Origin of the sequence: Mycobacterium sp. E2699, from assembly GCF_001666745.1 — a bacterium.
Lineage (GTDB): Bacteria > Actinomycetota > Actinomycetes > Mycobacteriales > Mycobacteriaceae > Mycobacterium.
On record NZ_LZJH01000016.1, the window covers coordinates 96,013 to 112,270 of the forward strand.

The window sequence follows — 16,258 nt, forward strand, 5'->3', positions numbered from 1 at the left end:
TAGTGTCGGGGTATGCGGATCTTGGTCACCGGCGCCACCGGCTATGTCGGATCGCGTCTGGTCACTGCGCTGCTGGGGGATGGGCATCAGGTCGTGGCGGCCACCCGAAACCCGAAGCGCCTCAAGCGTTTAGGTTGGTTCGACGACGTCACCCCGGTCACCCTCGACGCGTCCGATCCGGCGTCGGTGCGGGCGGGCCTGGCGGCTGCGGGCCCGGTGGACGCGCTGTATTACCTGGTGCACGCCATCGGCCAGCCCGGCTTCCGCGACGCCGACAGGGCGGCGGCCCACAACCTCGCGGTGGCGGCCCGCGACGCCGGCGTGCGGCGCATCGTCTACCTCGGCGGCTTCGTGCCCGCCGACGAGGCGCTGTCCGAGCACCTGACCAGCCGGGCCGAGGTGGCCGAGGCCCTGACGGTCGAGGACGGGCCCGAACTGGTGTGGCTGGGGGCGGCGATCATCATCGGCGCCGGGTCGACGTCCTTCGAGATGATGCGCTACGTCGGCGACCGGTTCCCGCTCATTCCCATACCGAGCTGGATGGACAATCCGATCGACCCGATCTCCATCCGTGACGTGCTGCACTATCTCGTCGCCGCGGCGGACCCGAGCCGGGTGCCCGCGGGCGCCTACGACATTTCCGGTCCCACCACCACCACCTACCGCGGGCTGCTCAAGACGTATGCGCGCGTCTCCCGCAGGTGGCATGCCCCCGTCCCGGTCGGCAGGGTCGACACCGCGCTGGCGTCGCTGGTCACGGGCGTCGCCCTGCCGGTGCCTCCGGGACTGGCCGCGGACCTGGTCGAGTCGCTGGACCATCCCATGGTGGCGTCCGTCAGCGGCCTGCGCGACCGCGTGCCCGACCCGCCCGGGGGGCTGCTCGGCATCGAGGATGCCATCGCCCTGGCGTTGGCCGGGTCGGGGTGCCGGCCCCGGCCCGTCAACGCGTTGATCGATCCGCACCAGCTGGCCGACAGCGATCCCGCGTGGGCCGGCGGCGACGCGCTGCGCATCCGCCGGCTCGCCCGCGCCGTCACCCCGGCCGTCGCGCGGCCCACCCTGCGGCTGGTCAACAGCGTCCCCGGCCCGGTCGCGGGGGCGCTGCGCACCGGCCTCGACCTGCTGTTCGCCCTGAACGCCAAGGTGCGGCCGGCATGAGCCAGTCGACCGCCCCATACCGGACCGGCGTCTTCTCGGAGTTCCGGCGCGCGATCACCAACGTCGCGGTGCCGTGCAACGAACCGCCCGGCGTGGTGCGGCGCCGGCGCGTCGTCGTCGCGATCACGCTGGTGATCGGCGCCGCGGTGGTCGGGTTGTCGTTGCGCCGGCACCCGGGCGAGTCGAGCTTCTACTGGCTGACATTGGTGCAAGCGGCGGTGTGGATCGCCGGCGGGTTCCTCTCGGGCCCGTTGCACCTGGGGGGCATCTGCTGGCGCGGCCGCAACCAACGGCCGGTGATCACGGGCACGACCGTCGGGCTGTTGCTCGGCGGCGCCTTCCTGGTCGGCGGGCTGATCGCCCGGGAGATACCCCCCGTTGCGGCGCTGATCACCCGGGTGCTGCTCTTCGCCCACCACGGCTACCTGCCGTTCATCGTGGCGATCACCCTGATCAACGGCATCGCCGAGGAGATCTTCTTCCGCGGCGCGCTCTACACCGCGCTGGGCCGGCACCGGCCGTTGCTCATCTCGACGCTGCTCTACACCTGCGCGACCCTGGCCAGTGGCAACCCGATGCTGGGGTTCGCGGCGGTCATCCTCGGGGCGGTCTGCGCCGTGGAGCGCCGGGCCAGCGGCGGGGTGCTGGCGCCGGTGCTGACCCACTTCGTGTGGGGCCTGATCATGGTGCTCGCCCTGCCCCCGCTGTTCGGCGTCTGACCGCGGCGGCGACATCGCGCGCCAGCGCGCGCAGCGCGGCAATCCGCAACGGCCGCACGGCAATCCAATACAGCCGCCCCGGGAGGCCGCGCGGCACGAAGATCGCCCGCTGCGTGTATACGCTGCCCCCGCCGTGCCGGGGCGCGACGCTGACCTCGAGCCACCCCTGGCCCACCGAGCGCGCCCCGGAGCGCAGTCGCAGCCGGCGGCCGGGTTCGCGCTGCTCCACGCTCCAGTCCCGGAACGGGCGGCGTCGGGCGATCGCCTCCTCGGCGGCCCCACAGACCTCGCCGGCTTCGGCGGCGACCTCGGCGGTCCGCACGTCGGAGTGGATGATCTCGCCGGCCCAATCCGGGTCACTGGGCAGCGGCTCGGCGGGGTCCGAGTCGAGCGACGCCCAGGTGGCCTTGGTCAGGCCGCGCGTCCCCCGGTCGAGCGCCAATTCGACGGCTCGGCGGTAGCTCGTCAGGCCGCCCGCCGGCGGCGCGATGATGCCGTCGATGCCCGAATTGCGCATCACGGCGTCGCATTCCAGCGATTCGATCAGCGGGCGCGCCAGCCCGGGCGGGATCGGCGTGACGGCGCCGATCCACAGGCTCGCGATCGTCGGGGTCAGGAAGGGCAGCACGATCAGATAGCGCCGCCCCAAACCCGCGACGTCGGCGTAGACGCGCATCATGTCGCCGTACTCCAAGACGTCGGGGCCGCCGATGTCCCACGTCCGCGAGGACGGCACGGGTGCCGTTGCGGAGGCCGCGAGGTAATACAGCACGTCGCGTGCTGCGATGGGCTGGATCCGGTTGTGCACCCACTTCGGCGTGGTCATCACGGGCAACCGGTCGGTGAGGTGGCGGATCAGCTCGAACGACGCGGAACCCGACCCGACGACCACCCCGGCCTGCAGCACCACCGTCTCGATACCGGAGTCGATGAGCGCCTGGCCGACGGCAGCGCGCGATTCGAGGTGCTCGGACAGCCTGCGGCCCTCGGGGTGCAGCCCGCCCAGATACACCACCCGTCGTACCCCGGTGCGGCGTGCGGCGGTCACCACGTTGCGCACGGCGCGGTCCTCCTCGGCGGCGAAGTCCTTGGCGCCGCCCATCGAGTGCACCAGGTAGTAGACGACGTCCACGCCGTCGAACGCCGCGATCAGCGACTCGACGTCACCGAGATCACCCCGGGCCACCTCAACCCGCTCGCGCCACGGCACGTTCGCCAGCTTGTCCGGATTGCGCGCCAGGGCACGCACCTGGTTGCCCTCGTTGAGCAGCCGCGGCACCAGCCGCGCGCCGATGTAGCCGGTCGCCCCGGTCACCAGGCAGCGCACCATCGCCCCTCCGTTCCTCGGATCTCTATTCGGAACCCAACGCGAGTAAGGATTGCCGGTTCTGGGGGAGTAAGCCTCTCAGCGGTCGGTGAAGTTGGGGCCGCGGCGCTCCTGGAAAGCCGTTGTGCCCTCCTTGAAGTCGTGCGACACCAGCAGGCGTGACTGGCCTTCGTACTCGCGATCCAGCGCGGCATCCAACTCGGTGAGCGTGGCCGCGTTGATCGCCTGCTTGGTCTTGGCGAACGCCACGGCGGGGCCCGCCAGCAGCCTGCCGATCACCTTGTCCACCTCGGCTTCGAAGTCGTCGGCCGGATAGACCGCGCTGACCAGTCCCCAGGACAGCGCCTCGGTGGCCGGCAGCCGGTCGGGCAGCAGCGCCATCTGCATCGCCCGGATCCGGCCGACCGCGGCCGCGATCAACGCCGACGCGCCGCCGTCGGGCATCAGGCCGATCTTGGTGAAGGCGAGCATGAAAAACGCTGCGTCAGAAGCCAATACGACGTCACAGGCCAGGGCGATGGAAACCCCCACGCCGGCCGCCGGTCCCTGAACCACCGCGACCACGGGGTGCGGCACCGCGGCGATCGCCCGGATCAGTCGGTTGATCTCCAGCACGATTTCGTCCGGCGGGACGCCGCCGCTGCCGGCCATGTCGTCGGCGCTGATGCCGGCCCCCGAACTGAAGCCGCGGCCCGCGCCGCCCAGCCGCACCACCCTGACCGCGGGGTCGGTGGCCGCCCGCTCCAGCGTGTCCGCGATCCCGGTGATCACCGGGACCGTCAGGGAGTTCAGGCTGTCGGGGCGATTGACGGTCACCGACAGCACGCCGTCGGTCAGCGTGACGTCGAGACCCGCAACCGGTGCGAGCGTGGCGATTCCAGAATCCGGCATGCGCCTCACACTACGGCCCCCCTCGTGGCGACCCGCTTCACCCGGCTTCGCCGCGTTCGCGATCACCACCGGCCCCCTCGTGGCGACCCGCTTCACCCGGCTTCGCCGCGTTCGCGATCACCACCCGCCCCCTCGTGGCGACCCGCTTCGCCCGGCTTCGCCGCGTTCGCGATCACCACCGGTGACCGGCCTGCGCGGCCGTCGGGCACGGCTGAGAGGATGCCAACGACGTCAAAGCGGACGAAGGGGCAACATCATGGCTGGACCGCTGCAAGGACTGCGCGTCGTCGAGCTGGCCGGCATCGGGCCGGGGCCACACGCCGCGATGATCCTGGGTGACCTGGGCGCGGACGTGGTGCGCGTCGACAAGCCCTCGGGGCCTTCCGGCGGGGTGGTCAAGGACGCCATGAGCCGCAACCGGCGCATTGTCACCGCCGACCTCAAGTCCGACGAGGGCCGCGAGCTCGTGCTCAGGCTCGTCGCCAAGGCCGACGTGCTGATCGAGGGCTATCGCCCCGGCGTCACCGAGCGGCTGGGGCTGGGCCCCGAGGACTGCGCGAAGGTCAACGACCGGCTGATCTACGCCCGCATGACCGGCTGGGGGCAGACCGGCCCGCGCAGCCAGCAGGCGGGCCACGACATCAACTACATCTCTCTGAACGGGATCCTGCACGCCATCGGCCGGGTGAACGAGCGGCCGGTGCCGCCGCTGAACCTGGTCGGCGACTTCGGTGGCGGCTCGATGTTCCTGCTGGTCGGCATCCTGTCCGCGCTGTGGGAGCGGCACAGTTCCGGCAAGGGTCAGGTGATCGACGCGGCGATGGTCGACGGATCCAGCGTGCTGGTCCAGATGATGTGGCAGATGCGCGCCTCGGGGATGTGGACCGACGTGCGCGGCACCAACATGCTCGACGGCGGCGCGCCCTACTACGACACCTACGAATGCGCCGACGGCCGCTACGTCGCCGTCGGCGCCATCGAGCCCCAGTTCTACGCCGCCATGCTGGCCGGGCTGGGCCTGGACGGCGCCGACTTGCCGCCGCAGAACGACGTCGGCCGCTGGCCCGAGCTGCGGACGATCCTGACCGAGAAGTTCGCCGGGCACGACCGCGACCACTGGGCCAAGGTGTTCGCCGACTCCGACGCCTGCGTGACCCCGGTGCTGGCCTTCGGCGAGGTGCAGACCGAGCCGCACATCACCGAGCGCGACACCTTCTACGAGGTGGACGGGGCCCTGCAGCCGCTGCCGGCGCCGCGGTTCTCCCGCACCGCGCCGGACACGCCGCGCCCGGCCGCGCCCGCGACCGGCATCGAAGCGGTGCTCGAGGACTGGGTATAGTCCCCAACCAACTGGTTGGCTGGACGTGGAGGGAAGGACTCGCATGGAGATCAAGGACTCGGTAGCCGTCGTCACCGGGGGAGCGTCGGGCCTGGGCCTGGCCACCACCAAGCGGCTGCTCGACCGGGGTGCCCAGGTGGTGGTGATCGACCTCCGCGGTGAAGAAGCGGTCCGCGAGCTCGGCGACCGCGCGCGCTTCGCCGAGGCCGACGTCACCGACGAGGCGGCCGTCGCCAAGGCGCTGGACGCCGCGGAGGCGATGGGCCCGCTGCGCATCAACGTCAACTGCGCGGGCATCGGCAACGCCATCAAGACGCTGTCCAAGGACGGCCCGTTCCCGCTGAGCGGGTTCAAGAAGGTTGTCGAGGTCAACCTGATCGGCACGTTCAACGTGTTGCGGCTGGCCGCCGAGCGGATCGCCAAGACCGAGCCGCTCGGAGAGGAGCGCGGCGTCATCGTCAACACCGCCTCCGTCGCCGCGTTCGACGGCCAGATCGGCCAGGCGGCCTACTCGGCGTCCAAGGGCGGCGTCGTCGGCATGACGCTGCCGATCGCGCGCGACCTGGCGCGTGAGCTGATCCGGGTGGTGACCATCGCGCCGGGGTTGTTCAAGACCCCGCTGCTGGGTTCGCTGCCCGAGGAGGCGCAGAAGTCGCTGGGCAAGCAGGTGCCCCACCCGGCCCGGTTGGGTGATCCCGACGAGTACGGCGCCCTTGCCGTCCACATCATCGAGAACCCGATGCTCAACGGCGAGGTCATCCGGCTCGACGGCGCCATCCGCATGGCCCCGCGTTAGGCGGACAAACGAAAGCCCCCCGCGGTGAGCGGGGGGCTTTCGTTCGTAAGCAAGACCAGTGGTTATCGACGGAACCATCGACTGACGGCGGGTTCGGCCATGAGGAGCCGCGCTAATACGCTCATGGCGGTCAGCTCGCCGTCTGCAGCGGGTGCCAGTCTTCGAGCTGCTCCGAGGTCTCGCCTTCCACCAGCATGTCGCCGTGGTAGAGGGCGTCGAAGTCAGCCTTGATGACGTCTGCGCTCGAGTCGTCGATCCACATGACACTGAGCGTATGGGCCGCCTCTAAGGATTCCTTGAGTCACGATTCGGAAAATGGTGGCAATTTACCCGCGGGTAGGTTTCCGGCGGGTAAGGACGGGTCGTCGGGCGCCGTAACCGCCCTGAGCGGCTTAGATGCGGGCCAGTTTCTTGGCGAAATCTTAGGGCGGAGCCAGTTTGAACCATCCGCCCACGCCGAACCGTACTAGTGGGTAAGGTTGTTTTACACCTGTCAGTTACCGCTGATGAGTTCCGCAGACGGGGGCGGTCCAGCGTAGCGGGCACGGCGGCGGGGAGGACCGGGGAATATGTTGCAAGCGATCGCTCGACTGGCCATTGCCGCGCCACGGCGAATCATCGCGATCGCGATCCTCGTCTTCATCGGCGCCGCGATCTTCGGCATACCCGTCGCCAAGAGCCTGTCGCCGGGGGGCTTCCAGGACCCGAACTCGGAATCCGCCCACGCCATCAAAATCCTGACCGACAAGTTCGGCCAGAGCGGTCAGCAGATGCTGATCATGGTGACGTCGCCCGCGGGCGCCAACAGCGAACAGGCGCGCAAGGTGGGCACCGATGTCGCCCGCGACGTGGGTGGGTCGCCGCTGGTGTACAACGTGACCTCGGCCTGGACCGCGCCACCGCAGGCCGCCGCCGACCTGTTCAGCAAGGACGGTAAGTCGGGGCTGATCGTCATCAACCTCAGGGGCGGCGAAAACTACGCGCAGAGCAACGCCCAAACCCTGGCGGACCAATTCGTCCACGACCGCGACGGCGTCACCGTTCGCGCCGGCGGACCGGCCATGCAGTACGCCCAGATCAACAAGCAGAACCAGGATGACCTGGTGTTGATGGAGATGATCGCGCTCCCGCTGAGCTTCCTGGTGCTCATCTGGGTGTTCGGCGGGCTGCTGGCGGCGGCGCTGCCGATGGCCCTCGGGGCGCTGGCCGTCGTCGGCTCGATGACGGTGTTGCGGCTCATCACGTTCACCACCGAGGTGTCGATCTTCGCGCTGAACCTGAGCACCGCGCTGGGCCTCGCGCTGGCCATCGACTACACGCTGCTCATCGTCAGCCGCTACCGCGACGAGTTGGCCGAGGGCAGCGACCCCCACGAGGCGCTGATCCGGACCATGGCCACCTCCGGCCGCACGGTGCTGTTCTCGGCGGTCACCGTGGCGTTGTCGATGTTGGCGACGGTGGCGTTCCCGATGTATTTCCTGAAGTCGTTCGCCTATGCCGGCGTTGCCACCGTGGCCTTCGTCGCGACCGCGTCCATAGTGGTGACCCCGGCCGCGATCGTGCTGCTGGGTTCCCGGCTCGACGCGCTGGACGTGCGCCGGCTGATCCGCCATGCCCTACGCCGCCCCGACCCGCTGCACCGGCCGGTCGAGGAGTGGTTCTGGTATCGGTCCAGCAAGTTCGTCATGCGTCGCTGGGCGCCGATCGGCCTGGGCGTGATGGCACTGCTGCTGTTGCTCGGGCTGCCGTTCTTCTCGGTCAAGTGGGGCTTTCCCGACGACCGGGTGCTGCCGACGTCGGCGTCGTCGCATCAGGTCGGCGACGAACTGCGCACCGGTTTCGCGCACGACTCCGCGACCGCGGTTCCCGTCGTCGTCCCCGACGTCCGCGGGCTGAGCGCGGCGGCCCTGGACACCTACGCCGCCGACCTGTCGCGGGTACCCGACGTATCGGGCGTCTCGGCACCGGACGGGACCTTCGTGGGCGGCAACCGGGTGGGACCGCCGTCCGCGGCCACCGGGCTGGCCGACGGCAGCGCGTTTATGACCGTGAGCAGCACCGCCCCGCTGTTTTCGCAGGCCAATGACACCCAGCTCAGACGGTTGCACCAGGTGCCCGGGCCGGGCGGTCGATCCGTGGAGATGGGCGGGGTCGCGCAGGTCAACCGGGACAGCGTCGACGCGGTGACGGATCGGCTTCCGCTGGTGCTCGGGCTGATGGCCGCCGTGACATTCATTCTGCTGTTCCTGCTCACCGGCAGCGTGGTGCTGCCGGTGAAGGCGCTGATGTGCAACGTGCTCTCGCTGAGCGCGGCGTTCGGGGCGCTGGTGTGGATCTTCCAGGACGGCCACCTCGGCGCGCTGGGCACGACGCCGAGCGGGACGCTGGTGGCGAACATGCCGGTGCTGCTGTTCTGCATCGCCTTCGGGCTGTCGATGGATTACGAGGTGTTCCTGATCTCCCGGATCCGCGAGTACTGGCTGGAGTACCGGCCGGCGAAACCCACCGCCAAAGAGGCGCACGCCGCCAACGACGAGGCGGTGGCGCACGGCGTCGCCCGCACCGGACGGGTGATCACCGCGGCGGCGCTGGTGATGTCGATGTCGTTCGCCGCGCTGATCGCCGCGCACGTGTCGTTCATGCGCATGTTCGGCCTGGGCCTGGTGCTTGCCGTGTTCGCGGATGCGACACTCGTGCGGATGGTCCTGGTTCCCGCGTTCATGCACGTGATGGGCCGCTGGAACTGGTGGGCGCCAAAGCCTTTGGTGTGGGTGCACGAGCGGTTCGGCATCAGCGAGGCGCCCTCCGAGATCGCCCTCCGGGCTGAGCCGGGCGGGGAGCCGGTGCAGCACAACGGGCGCCCGGTCACGGAGTCGGTGACCCGTATTGGCTGACGCGTCGGTTGGAGGTCCGCGTCGGGCCGGGGCGTTCGCCGACCGGGCGCTGGCGTCGGTATTCTGCGGGCACTTGGTGATGGGGCATTGCGGCCGGGACACCAACACGTTGGCGGCATGGGTCGCGGCGCACCGGCCGCGGGAAGGCGCTCGGATATGACGCAGGTAGCGGAGTCGGCGCTCGACCATCCATTCTTCGCGCGCATCTGGCCGGTCGTCGCCGCCCACGAGGCCCCGGCCGTGCGGGCGCTGCGCCGGGAGAACCTGGCCGGCCTGTCGGGCCGGGTCCTGGAAATCGGCGCGGGCGCGGGGACGAACTTCGCCAACTATCCGCCGGCGGTCGAACAGGTGATCGCGGTCGAGCCGGAGCCGCGGCTGGCCGCCCACGCCCGCGCCGCGGCCGCCGTGGCGCCCGTTCCGGTCGCGGTGATCGGGCAGACCGCCGAGGCCTTCAGCGACGCGGAGCCCTTCGACGCGGTGGTGTGCTCGCTGGTGCTGTGCTCGGTGCGCGACCCGGGCGGGGTGCTGCAGCGGGTCTACTCGTTGCTGCGGCCCGGTGGTGAGCTGCGTTTTCTCGAGCATGTGGCCAGCGCAGGCGGTCGGGGACGCGTGCAGCGGCTCGCCGATGCGACGTTGTGGCCGAGGCTGTTCGGCAACTGTCACACCCACCGCGACACCGAGCGCGCCATCATCGACGCGGGGTTCCGGATGGACACGTCGCGGCGGGAATGGACGTTGCCGGTGTGGGCGCCGTTGCCGGTGTCGGAACTGGCGCTGGGCCGGGCGCGTCGGCCGTAGCCTTTACCCGCCGATTTCGCCGAGCCTGCGCTCAGCGCGCGATTTTCTGGACCGACAGCGATCTGTGCGCAGGCTCGATGCGCGTGATCCCCGCGCATCTCCAACGCGCCGGACGATGTCGGGTTCGTGGTCGGTTGCGGTCACCCGGATGACGATCCAGCCGACCCGGGCCAGCGCCTCGCTGCGGCGAATGTCCCATGCATATTGCCAGCGGTCCAGGCGGTGTTGTTCGCCGTCATACTCTGCCGCGACCATGAGGTCCTCCCAACCCATGTCGAGGTAATACACCTGTCCTCCGTGTGCCAGCACGGGAATCTGGGTCGCCGGGCGGGGAAAGCCCGCGCGGATCAACAACAGTCGCAGCCACGTCTCCTTCGGCGACTGTGAACCGGGATCCACCAGCTCCAGCGCCGTTTCCAGCTGCCTGATCCCGCGTGCGCCGCGATGCTGGTCAGCCAGCGCGAGGATTTCGCTCGGTTTCGTTTCGGTCGCCCTCGTCAGCGCATCCAGGCGAGCGATCGCCGTACCGATCGGCGCGCGGCGCCCGATGTCGAAGGCGGTGCGCTCGGCTGTGGTCGCGGGAACGCCCGCGACCAGCCGCGATTCGTGCGGGAGAAGTCGGACGTCGTAGGTCCGCACGCCGCGCGGCGGCCGCGCGTTCGACCACACCAGCTCGACCGGCAGGCACTCGTCCACCCACTTCGAGCCGTGCCACGCCGCCGCGGTCAATCCCGCGAGCACCCCCTGACGGTGTGACCACAGCCAGGCCGCCACCGCGCGTTCGCACAACGTCAGCCGCTGATCGCGCCGAACGTAGACGTCGGGGTACACGGCGCGGAACCCGCCCCGCAGCTGGTGCTTCCGCAGCGTTCCGGCTTTCACTGCCTCGCTGCCGATGAAGGGTTGGTGGCTCGTCATTCCGGCACCTTCGCGGACCGCGCCGACGCATGCGCATCGAAACTGCGCTCAGTGCGCGATGTTGTGGACCAACAGCGATCTGTGCGCAGGCTCGGCGAAGGCCTACTGCAGCAGCGCGGGCAGCCGTTGCAGCAACTCGGGCAGCGCCTGGCTGGCGCCCTCGCGGATGCTGATCGTGGCGGTCGGCGTGAGCGGCGTCGGCTCGGGATTGACCTCGACGACGACCGTGCCACGGGACAGCGCCAGGTCCGGCAGGCCCGCGGCCGGGTAGACGATCGCCGAAGTGCCCACCACGACCATCACGTCGGCGGACTGCGTCGCCTCGACCGCGCGCTGCCACGGCTCGTCGGGCAGCGGCTCACCGAACCACACGATGTCAGGCCGGATCAGGCCGCCGCAGTGGCACACCGGTGGTTCGACCTCCAGGGTCGGCTCGGACAGCCGGGGAAGCGGACCCGTGTAATCCATATCGCAACGGTCGCAACGGAATTCGAAGAGGCTGCCGTGCAGGTGGTGCACCGCGGCGCTGCCTGCGCGCTCGTGCAGGTCGTCGACGTTCTGGGTGACGACGGTGACCTCGGCGTGGTCCTGCCAGGCGGCGATCGCGCGGTGCCCGGGGTTGGGTTCGACGTCGGCGACCAGGTAGTGGCGCCACAGATACCAGCCCCAGACCCGCTCGGGGTTCTTGCGCCACCCTTGCGTGCTGGACAGCTCGTAGGGATCGAAGCGCGCCCACAGTCCGTTCTTGTCGTCACGGAATGTCGGCACTCCGCTTTCCGCGGAGATCCCCGCGCCGCTGAGCACAGTTACTCGCATCCCACAAAGATAGTCGTGCTTGGGACATACTGAAGACGTGGAGCTGCGGGACTGGCTGAAGGTCGATGTCAAGGCGGGCAAACCGCTGTTTGACCAGCTCAGAACCCAGGTCATCGACGGCGTCCGGGCCGGCGCGCTGCCGCCCGGTTCCCGGCTCCCGACGGTGCGCGACCTGGCGGGTCAGCTCGGCGTCGCGGCAAACACCGTGGCCCGCGCCTACCGCGAGCTGGAGTCCGCGGCGATCGTCGAAACGCGCGGGCGCTTCGGCACTTTCATCTCGCGCTTCGATCCCACCGACGCGGCGATGGCCGCCGCGGCCAGGGAGTACGTCGACGTGGCGAAGGCGTTGGGGCTGACCAAGTCCGACGCGATGCGCTACCTCACCAACGTGCCCGACGACTGAGCGCGCTTGGCGCGCCGGGCTTTAGCGCAACACCTTGGCCAGGGTGCGCAGGTTGCGGGTCGTCGTCGAGGACTTGTAGCGCGGCTTGCCCATCGTCTTGCCGATCGTGCTGTCCAGCGTGTTGCCCTTGGGCACCTGCCAATAGAGCGCGCCGTCGCCGCGGGCGATCTTCTCGTCGGAGCCCGCGCCCTTGTCGAGCCCCGCGAGCTCGTCGAGCACCGCTTCGTCGGCGACGAAGGTGACGTAGGACTGGTAGCCGTCGACCTCGCGCTCGAAGGGATAGGCGCCGACGACGCCGCGCACGGTGCCGATGTCGTACACCAGCACCCACGCGTCGTAGCCGAACGTCGCGCGCAGCGCGGCTTCGGCCTTCTTGCGCACGGCGGCCGCCCCGGCCGACGCCTCCAGCAGCACGTTGCCGCTGGCCAGGATCGTGCGGACGTTGGCGAATCCGGCGTCGGTCAACGCCCTCGCGACCTCGGCCATCTTGAGGTTGACGCCGCCGACGTTGACGCCCCGCAGGAACGCCGCGTATGTGGTCATACCCCGATTTCACCACGACGTAGGCTCTCTCCCATGGGACGCCAAGTCTTCGACGACAAGCTGTTGGCCGTGATCAGCGGGAACTCCCTCGGCGTGCTGGCCACCATCAAACGCGACGGGCGACCCCAACTGTCGAATGTCAGCTACCACTTCGACCCGCGGGAAATGGTAGTGCGGGTGTCCATCACCGAGCCCCGCGCCAAAACCCGCAACCTGCGCCGCGACCCGCGGGCCTCGATCCTGGTCGACGCCGACGACGGATGGTCGTACGCCGTCGCGGAGGGCACCGCGGATCTGACGCCCCCGGCCGCCGCCCCCGGCGACGACACCGTCGAGGCGCTGATTGCCTTGTATCGCAACATCGCCGGGGAGCATCCCGACTGGGACGACTTTCGGCAGGCGATGGTCACCGACCGCCGGGTCCTCATGACGCTGGGGATCTCGCACGTCTACGGCATGCCGCCCGGCAAGCGCTAAAACCGCGAGCCGGGCCGCACATTGCAGGCTAGGCTGCCGTCATGGCCGAATCTGACCCCCAACAAGCGGACGACACGAAGCGCAAGTTCCGCGAAGCCCTCGATCGCAAGAAGGCCAAGTCGGCGGGCGCATCCGATCACAAGGACGGCGGCGACAAGCACACGCGGGCGCACGGTCCGCTGGAAAGCCGCCGCGAATTCCGCCGCAAGAGCGGGTAGGGGTTGCGCTAAAGCCGCTGCGGTTCAACCCGAGGGCGATGCGAACAGGCCGATCGACGGGTCGGCTTGGCCCGGTTCGCCGCGCAGGCTGCCCCGCGTGCTGGGGTGTCCGAAGTCCACCCGGGACGGGTCGTTGCGGTATGCCCAGTCCGCGACGATGGTGCGCTGGCGGAACTTCCAGCGGCCGTCGTGTTTCGCGTAGCCGTCCAGGTAGCGACCGCCGATGATCACGTCCAGGTCGTGTTCGGGACCGGCGAAGGTGTGAAACACCAGGCAGTAGATCTCGCCGCGGGCCGTGTCGCCCTCGATCACGAAGTTCGTCGTCGTGACGTTGTGTTGGGAGACACGCACATACGGTTCGGCGGCCCGCAGTTGCGCGATGAACTGTTCGACGCCGCCCGTCGAGAACGAGCCGTGCGAGTCCGTCGCGTCGGGGTGGTACAGGCCCCGGAGCGCTTCGTAATCGGCGCGGTCGACGGCCCGGCAATAGGCATTGACGAGCCGGTGCAGTTCGTCTCGGGCCAGCATCAGTGTCAACTCGGCTTCATCCACCAGGTAAGTGTCGAACCATTGGGCCCCGGTCGTAGGGTGTTCAGCGGAAGGAAGGTCGTTGAGAGTGAAACTTTGCCTTGCCCAAGACCCGGCCGCCGACGCGCTGCTGGACGACGACCCGTTCGCATTGCTGGTCGGCATGCTGCTCGATCAGCAGGTGCCGTTCGAGACGGCGTTCGCCGGCCCGAAGAAGATCGCGGACCGGATGGGCGGCCTGGACGCGGGACAGATCGCCGCGTACGACCCGGACAAGTTCGCCGCGCTGTGCGCGGAAAGGCCTGCGGTGCACCGCTTTCCGGGATCGATGGCCAAACGGATCCAGGCCCTGGCGCAGATCATCGTGGACCGCTACGACGGCAACGCGGCCGGGTTGTGGACGGCCGGTGACCCCGACGGGCCCGAGCTGCTGCGGCGGCTCAAGGGGTTGCCCGGTTTCGGTGAGCAGAAGGCGAAGATCTTCCTGGCACTGCTGGGCAAGCAGTACGGCGTGACGCCGGCGGGCTGGCGGGAGGCGGCCGGCGACTTCGGCAAGGCCGGCACCCACCTGTCCGTCGCCGACATCGTCGACGCCCGTTCGCTGGGCGAGGTGCGGTCGTATAAGAAGCAGATGAAAGCAGCAGCGAAGGGAAAGGCGGCAACGTGAAGACACACATAACGTGTCCGTGCGGCGAAGCCATCGTCGGCAAGGACGAGGACGAACTGGTCGAGCTGACCCAGGCCCACCTTGCCAGCGCCCATCCGGGCCTCGAGTACGACCGCGACGCCATTCTGTTCATGGCGTACTAGCCGCCGTCGGCGGCCGACAGCTGACGCAGGGCGCGCAGGAACGCGCGACGATCGTCGGCCGACAACTTCCCCAGCCAGCGCTCCTCGCCGCGCTGGATGTCTTCCTGCGTGGCGTCTTTGGCGGCCCGGCCCGCCTCGGTGAGCGCGAGCAGCCGCACCCGCCGGTCGTCCGGGTCGGGGTGGCGCTCGATGTAGCCCCGGCTCTGCAACTCGTCGAGGGTGGGGATGATGCGCGTCTTGTCCGCCCCGATCGCCTCGGCCAGCGCGGCCTGGGTGCGGACCGGCGAGCGGTCGAGCGCGTTCAGCACGATATAGCCCCACATCGACAACCCGTGCGCTTCCAGCACGGGGACCTCGGCGGCGATCATTTCGCGAACGAGCGGCCCCATCATCGCCGCGAGGTCGGGACGCCGTGCCCTCGGAGCCATGCCGGAAGCGTAGCGTTGACAGATAATAAGCGCAGGCTTATCGTCTACGAATGCATACTATTTCGGATGTTCGACCATTCCACCGGGCCGCCATACAGGCGTCCGTCGACGTCGTCGCGGCCGTCACCCGCGAGGATCTGCGCCGCCCGACGCCCTGCGCGGGCTGGAACCTGCTCGACCTGCTCTCCCACATGACCGCAGAGCACCACGGGTTCGCCGCGGCCGCACGCGGCGGCGGCGACAGCCCGGCCGTGTGGGCTCCGGACCGCGTCGCCGGCGACGTCGCGGCCGATCCCGGCGGCACCTATGCCGCGGCCGCCGCCGAGGTGCTCGATGCGTTCACCGCAGACGGGGTGCTCGACGCGACCTTCGCGTTGCCCGAGTTCGGCCCCGGGGCGAGATTTCCCGGGGCGATAGCGATCGGCTTTCACTTCGTGGACTACGTGGTGCACGGCTGGGATGTCGCGCGGAGCGTCGGCATCCCGTTTGCGCTGCCGGACGAGGTCCTGGCCGCCGTGCTACCCCTGGTCTTCGTCATTCCGGATGGCGATTACCGCACCACGGCGGGCGCGCCGTTCCGCCCGGCCGTGGCCGCGCCCGACGGCGCGGCCGACCTCGACCGCATTCTCGCCCACCTCGGCCGCTCACCCGGCTGGAAACCCTGACGGCACAAGCGAATACGCTACGGCACCACCGTCGAGCCGATGGTGGGCATGAACTGACACTGCTTTTCCTTGGTGGTGACCTGGCCGAAGATCGTCGACATGATGCTGCCCGAGCCGGTGTCGACGATCGCGGTCAACGTCGTCGGCCCGTCGCCGTTGATGTCGGTGCGCGGCTTGAGCGTGACCGTCCCGGACTTGCCGGTGGTCAGGTTCACCCAGGTGACGTTCAACGGCAGCTTCTGCACCTCGGCGGGCCCGGGCGTGCCGACCGCGGTGAACACATATGCGGTCTGGCCGGGCCCCGGCCCCGGGGTCGGAATCTTGGCCGGCCCCGCCACCGAGAGCGCGGTCGCGATCGAACTACTGCCGTCCGCAAGGCAATTGGTGCCGATCGAGGGATACATGAAGTCCTGCGTGGGCGGGGCGTCCGGGCCGAACTCCGGCGTCGCGGCCGGCGCCGGGCCCGGCGCCGGAGCGGGGGCCGGTGCCGGTCCCGGATCAGCGGCCGGCCCGGCACCGGGCGCGGGGCC

General features: G+C 69.8%; 20 protein-coding genes and 1 pseudogene. 12 read left to right on the plus strand and 9 right to left on the minus strand.

From position 1 onward, the window contains the following. The first annotated feature begins 12 nt into the window (after window positions 1-12). Window positions 13-1,158, plus strand: coding sequence for an NAD(P)H-binding protein (locus A5696_RS01205; RefSeq protein ID WP_067872117.1), 1,146 nt, complete (start codon window positions 13-15; stop codon window positions 1,156-1,158). Beyond that, window positions 1,155-1,877 (plus strand): CPBP family intramembrane glutamic endopeptidase, encoded by a 723-nt coding sequence (locus A5696_RS01210; protein WP_067872121.1) that lies wholly within the window; start codon window positions 1,155-1,157, stop codon window positions 1,875-1,877. The genes A5696_RS01205 and A5696_RS01210 overlap by 4 nt, the downstream gene beginning before the upstream one ends. Here the strand turns inward: A5696_RS01210 and A5696_RS01215 are convergent. Next, window positions 1,840-3,207, minus strand: coding sequence for a DUF2867 domain-containing protein (locus A5696_RS01215; protein WP_067872125.1), 1,368 nt, complete (start codon window positions 3,205-3,207; stop codon window positions 1,840-1,842). The genes A5696_RS01210 and A5696_RS01215 overlap by 38 nt on opposite strands. 75 nt (window positions 3,208-3,282) lie before the next feature. After that, window positions 3,283-4,095, minus strand: coding sequence for an enoyl-CoA hydratase (locus A5696_RS01220; protein ID WP_067872127.1), 813 nt, complete (start codon window positions 4,093-4,095; stop codon window positions 3,283-3,285). Between the two features lie 256 nt (window positions 4,096-4,351). Here A5696_RS01220 and A5696_RS01225 point away from each other — a divergent pair, with 256 nt between their 5' ends. Both A5696_RS01225 and A5696_RS01230 read left to right on the plus strand, forming a co-directional pair. After that, a complete protein-coding gene (locus A5696_RS01225; protein ID WP_067872131.1) occupies window positions 4,352-5,434 on the plus strand; it encodes a CaiB/BaiF CoA-transferase family protein in 1,083 nt (360 codons plus the stop codon). A 43-nt stretch (window positions 5,435-5,477) separates the two neighbouring features. Beyond that, complete coding sequence (locus A5696_RS01230) at window positions 5,478-6,230, plus strand: 3-hydroxyacyl-CoA dehydrogenase (protein ID WP_067872134.1); 753 nt, start codon at window positions 5,478-5,480, stop codon at window positions 6,228-6,230. A gap of 130 nt (window positions 6,231-6,360) precedes the next feature. Here the strand turns inward: A5696_RS01230 and A5696_RS28605 are convergent, their stop codons facing one another. Further along, complete coding sequence (locus tag A5696_RS28605) at window positions 6,361-6,492, minus strand: hypothetical protein (protein WP_255361745.1); 132 nt, start codon at window positions 6,490-6,492, stop codon at window positions 6,361-6,363. A 307-nt stretch (window positions 6,493-6,799) separates the two neighbouring features. Here A5696_RS28605 and A5696_RS01235 point away from each other — a divergent pair, with 307 nt between their 5' ends. Both A5696_RS01235 and A5696_RS01240 read left to right on the plus strand, forming a co-directional pair. Further along, entirely contained in the window at window positions 6,800-9,124 is a 2,325-nt protein-coding gene (locus A5696_RS01235) for an MMPL family transporter (protein ID WP_067872137.1), read from the plus strand. Between the two features lie 156 nt (window positions 9,125-9,280). After that, window positions 9,281-9,922, plus strand: coding sequence for a methyltransferase domain-containing protein (locus A5696_RS01240; protein ID WP_067872140.1), 642 nt, complete (start codon window positions 9,281-9,283; stop codon window positions 9,920-9,922). 3 nt (window positions 9,923-9,925) lie between these two features. On the opposite strand, the gene A5696_RS01245 is transcribed toward A5696_RS01240, so the two are convergent. Both A5696_RS01245 and A5696_RS01250 read right to left on the minus strand, forming a co-directional pair. Continuing rightward, complete coding sequence (locus tag A5696_RS01245; RefSeq protein ID WP_067872143.1) at window positions 9,926-10,840, minus strand: hypothetical protein; 915 nt, start codon at window positions 10,838-10,840, stop codon at window positions 9,926-9,928. A 102-nt stretch (window positions 10,841-10,942) separates the two neighbouring features. After that, window positions 10,943-11,656, minus strand: coding sequence for an NAD-dependent deacylase (locus A5696_RS01250; RefSeq protein WP_067872146.1), 714 nt, complete (start codon window positions 11,654-11,656; stop codon window positions 10,943-10,945). Between the two features lie 37 nt (window positions 11,657-11,693). Here A5696_RS01250 and A5696_RS01255 point away from each other — a divergent pair, with 37 nt between their 5' ends. Next, window positions 11,694-12,059, plus strand: a complete 366-nt coding sequence (locus tag A5696_RS01255) for a GntR family transcriptional regulator (RefSeq protein ID WP_067872149.1) — start codon at window positions 11,694-11,696, stop codon at window positions 12,057-12,059. Between the two features lie 21 nt (window positions 12,060-12,080). Here the strand turns inward: A5696_RS01255 and A5696_RS01260 are convergent, their stop codons facing one another. Beyond that, window positions 12,081-12,602, minus strand: a complete 522-nt coding sequence (locus tag A5696_RS01260) for a DUF1697 domain-containing protein (protein ID WP_067872152.1) — start codon at window positions 12,600-12,602, stop codon at window positions 12,081-12,083. Window positions 12,603-12,635: 33 nt separating this feature from the next. On the opposite strand from A5696_RS01260, the gene A5696_RS01265 reads away from it, so the two are divergent. Then, window positions 12,636-13,079, plus strand: coding sequence for a PPOX class F420-dependent oxidoreductase (locus A5696_RS01265; RefSeq protein ID WP_067872155.1), 444 nt, complete (start codon window positions 12,636-12,638; stop codon window positions 13,077-13,079). Window positions 13,080-13,120: 41 nt separating this feature from the next. Next, a complete protein-coding gene (locus tag A5696_RS27895; protein ID WP_197516864.1) occupies window positions 13,121-13,297 on the plus strand; it encodes a DUF5302 domain-containing protein in 177 nt (58 codons plus the stop codon). Between the two features lie 24 nt (window positions 13,298-13,321). Here the strand turns inward: A5696_RS27895 and A5696_RS01270 are convergent, their stop codons facing one another. After that, window positions 13,322-13,825, minus strand: a complete 504-nt coding sequence (locus A5696_RS01270; RefSeq protein ID WP_067872190.1) for a nuclear transport factor 2 family protein — start codon at window positions 13,823-13,825, stop codon at window positions 13,322-13,324. A gap of 88 nt (window positions 13,826-13,913) precedes the next feature. Between A5696_RS01270 and A5696_RS01275 the strand changes: the two genes are divergently transcribed. Next, window positions 13,914-14,492 carry an HhH-GPD-type base excision DNA repair protein gene (locus A5696_RS01275; protein WP_067872158.1) on the plus strand — a complete coding sequence of 193 codons (579 nt, stop codon included), beginning with the start codon at window positions 13,914-13,916 and terminating at the stop codon, window positions 14,490-14,492. Beyond that, entirely contained in the window at window positions 14,489-14,635 is a 147-nt protein-coding gene (locus A5696_RS01280) for a hypothetical protein (protein WP_064952447.1), read from the plus strand. The genes A5696_RS01275 and A5696_RS01280 overlap by 4 nt, the downstream gene beginning before the upstream one ends. Here the strand turns inward: A5696_RS01280 and A5696_RS01285 are convergent. Beyond that, window positions 14,632-15,063 (minus strand): MarR family winged helix-turn-helix transcriptional regulator, encoded by a 432-nt coding sequence (locus A5696_RS01285; protein WP_067872161.1) that lies wholly within the window; start codon window positions 15,061-15,063, stop codon window positions 14,632-14,634. The genes A5696_RS01280 and A5696_RS01285 overlap by 4 nt on opposite strands. Before the next feature lie 50 nt (window positions 15,064-15,113). Between A5696_RS01285 and A5696_RS01290 the strand changes: the two genes are divergently transcribed. Next, window positions 15,114-15,728 carry a TIGR03086 family metal-binding protein gene (locus A5696_RS01290; RefSeq protein ID WP_067872164.1) on the plus strand — a complete coding sequence of 205 codons (615 nt, stop codon included), beginning with the start codon at window positions 15,114-15,116 and terminating at the stop codon, window positions 15,726-15,728. A 17-nt stretch (window positions 15,729-15,745) separates the two neighbouring features. Here A5696_RS01290 and A5696_RS01295 read toward each other — a convergent pair. Continuing rightward, window positions 15,746-16,258: pseudogene (locus A5696_RS01295) on the minus strand (hypothetical protein); the annotation flags it as partial.

Excerpts from the sequence above, each read along its gene's own strand:
- A5696_RS01285 (WP_067872161.1), bottom strand. The coding sequence starts at position 15,063 with ATGGCTCCGAGGGCACGGCGTCCCGACCTCGCGGCGATGATGGGGCCG.
- A5696_RS01265 (WP_067872155.1), top strand. The coding sequence starts at position 12,636 with ATGGGACGCCAAGTCTTCGACGACAAGCTGTTGGCCGTGATCAGCGGG.
- A5696_RS01245 (WP_067872143.1), bottom strand. The coding sequence starts at position 10,840 with ATGACGAGCCACCAACCCTTCATCGGCAGCGAGGCAGTGAAAGCCGGA.
- A5696_RS01240 (WP_067872140.1), top strand. The coding sequence starts at position 9,281 with ATGACGCAGGTAGCGGAGTCGGCGCTCGACCATCCATTCTTCGCGCGC.
- A5696_RS01220 (WP_067872127.1), bottom strand. The coding sequence starts at position 4,095 with ATGCCGGATTCTGGAATCGCCACGCTCGCACCGGTTGCGGGTCTCGAC.
- A5696_RS01225 (WP_067872131.1), top strand. The coding sequence starts at position 4,352 with ATGGCTGGACCGCTGCAAGGACTGCGCGTCGTCGAGCTGGCCGGCATC.
- A5696_RS01290 (WP_067872164.1), top strand. The coding sequence starts at position 15,114 with ATGCATACTATTTCGGATGTTCGACCATTCCACCGGGCCGCCATACAG.
- A5696_RS01270 (WP_067872190.1), bottom strand. The coding sequence starts at position 13,825 with ATGCTGGCCCGAGACGAACTGCACCGGCTCGTCAATGCCTATTGCCGG.
- A5696_RS27895 (WP_197516864.1), top strand. The coding sequence starts at position 13,121 with ATGGCCGAATCTGACCCCCAACAAGCGGACGACACGAAGCGCAAGTTC.
- A5696_RS01205 (WP_067872117.1), top strand. The coding sequence starts at position 13 with ATGCGGATCTTGGTCACCGGCGCCACCGGCTATGTCGGATCGCGTCTG.
- A5696_RS01260 (WP_067872152.1), bottom strand. The coding sequence starts at position 12,602 with ATGACCACATACGCGGCGTTCCTGCGGGGCGTCAACGTCGGCGGCGTC.
- A5696_RS28605 (WP_255361745.1), bottom strand. The coding sequence starts at position 6,492 with ATGTGGATCGACGACTCGAGCGCAGACGTCATCAAGGCTGACTTCGAC.
- A5696_RS01250 (WP_067872146.1), bottom strand. The coding sequence starts at position 11,656 with ATGCGAGTAACTGTGCTCAGCGGCGCGGGGATCTCCGCGGAAAGCGGA.
- A5696_RS01235 (WP_067872137.1), top strand. The coding sequence starts at position 6,800 with ATGTTGCAAGCGATCGCTCGACTGGCCATTGCCGCGCCACGGCGAATC.
- A5696_RS01215 (WP_067872125.1), bottom strand. The coding sequence starts at position 3,207 with ATGGTGCGCTGCCTGGTGACCGGGGCGACCGGCTACATCGGCGCGCGG.
- A5696_RS01210 (WP_067872121.1), top strand. The coding sequence starts at position 1,155 with ATGAGCCAGTCGACCGCCCCATACCGGACCGGCGTCTTCTCGGAGTTC.
- A5696_RS01230 (WP_067872134.1), top strand. The coding sequence starts at position 5,478 with ATGGAGATCAAGGACTCGGTAGCCGTCGTCACCGGGGGAGCGTCGGGC.